This window comes from Streptomyces sp. NRRL S-118 (assembly GCF_000716335.1).
Taxonomy (GTDB): Bacteria; Actinomycetota; Actinomycetes; order Streptomycetales; family Streptomycetaceae; genus Streptomyces.
Map to the genome: position 1 here is coordinate 98531 of NZ_KL591024.1, position 2547 is coordinate 101077.

The following is a 2547-nucleotide window of genomic DNA, read 5'->3' on the forward strand; positions in this document are numbered from 1 at the left end:
ACGACCGACGGGAGCACGACCGACGGGAGCACGACCGGCCGGCGGGAAACCACCCCGAGTCCCTCGGTGACGTCCCCCTACGTGGAGCCGGGGGCCGGTGATGGAGCCCCTCACTACCGCGAGAACAACGGCTTCCGTGTCCCCGGCGACATGTCCGCCGCCAGCGCGAAGGACGCCCGGCGGGAGGCAGACCGTATCGAGCCGGTGCTCAAGCGGCTGTGGCAGCAACGGACATGGGACCCGAAGACGGTCCGCGCCGCGATGCTCGAGCTCGGGTATGAAGAGGAGCGCTTCGACGCCCAGTGGAATCGTCTCGGCGGGACTTTGCGTGTCGAGCCGATGAACTCGCGCCTGGAGAACGGTCGGCGAGTGGTACCCGAGGGTGCGCGGGTGGGTCTGCGCGTCCATGACGACGCCTGTGTCACCGCGTTCATCCAGCGGACCAACTACCAGGTGTCCGTGAACGGCCCCTACTTGGAGACCGGTTGCTTCCAGCCGCCTACCGGGCACTGAGAGCCGACAACGGTACCTCGCACGGGGAGCTCTGTGTGCTGCCGCGCAGCATCAGGCGGTGCTGCACGGCTGTGGCGTCAAGAATCAGCGGATTCATGAAGTGAAGTGGTGCGACGGGAGCATCACTCTGTCCCCACTGCGCCCGGACGACGAGGAGGCGGACCTCGCGGGGGGGGGAGGACGAGCCACTCGTTCGCCGGCTCAACGGCGGTCCCGGGAGGCGGCCGTGCGCGGCCTCTGCGGCCAGGTGGACCTTGGTGCTCAGTCCGCCGCGGCGCCGTCGGCGTCCGCCGCCGCCAGGACCGCGGTGAGGATCCTCTCCCAGATGCCGTCGACGACCCATCTGATCAGCCGCTTGTGAGCGGTCCGGAATGAACTGGGCTCGTCGGGAAGGTCGCGCAAGGACGGGTTGGTGCGGTACTTCCACGCGATGGCCTCGAGAGTGCGACGGTGGTCAGCCCATCACCGCCCGCGGACCGGATCGGTCGGCATCAGCGGCTCGATCCGGTCCCACATCGCATCGATGATCATTAGCTAGTGCTAGGCCGTGTGTCAAAAGTGGATCTTGTGCTGTGAATGATCACGGTTCATGGGTCGGGGAGATCTCACGGACGAGCAGTGGGCGGTGCTGGAGCCGTTGTTGCCGAAGGGGGCCAGGGCGGGGCGGCCGCCCATCTGGCCTCGACGGCGGTTGATCGACGGCATACGGTTCCGGGTTCGGACCGGTGTTCCGTGGCGGGACGTCCCCGTTGAGTACGGACCCTGGAGCCGGGTCTACGACTTGTTTCGCCGGTGGCAGCGGAACGGTACCTGGCAGCGGATCCTCACCCGCCTCCAGTCCCTGGCCGACGCGAAGGGTGCGATCACATGGGACCTGAGCGTCGACTCCACGGTGTGCCGTGCCCATCAGCATGCGGCCGGGGCTCGCAAGCGGGGCGACCTGCAGAAAGAACCACCAGGTGGTGTCTTCACCGAGCCCCGTGATCACGGGCTGGGAAGGTCGCGCGGCGGGTTCACCACCAAGCTGCACCTGGCCGTCGAACAGGGTCAGAAGCCCATGTCGATCGTGGTGACGGCGGGGCAGCGTGGGGACTCGCCGCAGTTCGAACCGGTGCTGGAGAAGGTCCGCGTGCCTCGCATTGGGCCGGGCCGGCCACGCGTCCGTCCCGATCGGGTGCGCGCTGACAAGGCGTATGCCTCCCGAAGGAACCGCGCCTACCTTCGCCGCCGCGGGATCCGTTGCACGATCCCGGAAAAGGCTGACCAGGCGCGCAACCGACGAAAACTCGGCTCCCGCGGCGGCCGGCCGCCGCATTTCGACCGGGCCGACTACCGCGAGCGTCATGCGGTCGAGTGCGGGATCAACCGCCTCAAGAGACACCGTGCTGTCGCCACGCGCTACGACAAGCTCGCCGTCCGCTACGAGGCGACCGTCCTCGTCGCTGCCATCGGCGAGTGGCTGTGACCCTTGGCCGTCACGCGGTGAGATCCACGTTCCATGCCGCGGGCAGATCGCTGCCGCAGAAGACGCAGACGAAGTCGTCCTCGCGGACGATGTTGTGCTCCTGGCAGTCGAGGCACCGCCGGAACACCACCTCGTGGGTGAAGCCGGAGGGCCGCCGGAGCTCTACAGCGTCCAGAGCGCGGGCGACCTCCGCCCAGGAGGTGACGTCCGGGCAGTACCCGGTGGACTGGTTGCTGACCTCGCTCACGATCCACCGGTCAGCCTCGCGCATGAAGCTGATCTCGCCAGCACTCAGAACCCTGTCTCCGCCAGCACAGGCCACATGCTCGCTTCGCCGCGGTGCCAGCCGAAGCACACCGTCCATACCGACCACGAAGGTGAACGGTTCGGCCAGCTCCGCCACCGATTGCTCCACGATCCAGCCACCGAAGTCAGCCGCCGAGCCGATCCGACGCCCGCCGTCACCAGGCCGGACCGCAGCCTTCAGCTCAACCGGTCCGACATATCGATAACTCCGCCCCCGCCCACTCACGTCAGCCAACTTAGAGCACTTCTGACACACGCCCTAG

Annotated in this window: 3 protein-coding genes and 1 pseudogene; 2 read left to right on the top strand and 2 right to left on the bottom strand. The window is 67.8% G+C overall.

Annotated elements, in window-relative coordinates; all coding sequences use genetic code 11:
- A partial coding sequence (locus IH00_RS0130250; RefSeq protein WP_234335012.1) for a hypothetical protein occupies positions 1-513 on the top strand: 513 nt, incomplete at its 5' end.
- Between the two features lie 282 nt (positions 514-795).
- Here the strand turns inward: IH00_RS0130250 and IH00_RS42160 are convergent.
- Positions 796-1044: pseudogene (locus tag IH00_RS42160) on the bottom strand (transposase); the annotation flags it as partial.
- Positions 1045-1102: 58 nt separating this feature from the next.
- Here IH00_RS42160 and IH00_RS0130260 point away from each other — a divergent pair.
- On the top strand, positions 1103-1978 hold the full coding sequence (locus tag IH00_RS0130260) for an IS5 family transposase (RefSeq protein WP_031079147.1): 876 nt from the start codon (positions 1103-1105) through the stop codon (positions 1976-1978).
- Between the two features lie 10 nt (positions 1979-1988).
- Here the strand turns inward: IH00_RS0130260 and IH00_RS0130265 are convergent, their stop codons facing one another.
- Positions 1989-2510 carry a hypothetical protein gene (locus IH00_RS0130265; protein ID WP_031079149.1) on the bottom strand — a complete coding sequence of 174 codons (522 nt, stop codon included), beginning with the start codon at positions 2508-2510 and terminating at the stop codon, positions 1989-1991.
- Between the last annotated feature and the right edge of the window lie 37 nt (positions 2511-2547).

Excerpts from the sequence above, each read along its gene's own strand:
- IH00_RS0130260 (WP_031079147.1), top strand. The coding sequence starts at position 1,103 with ATGGGTCGGGGAGATCTCACGGACGAGCAGTGGGCGGTGCTGGAGCCG.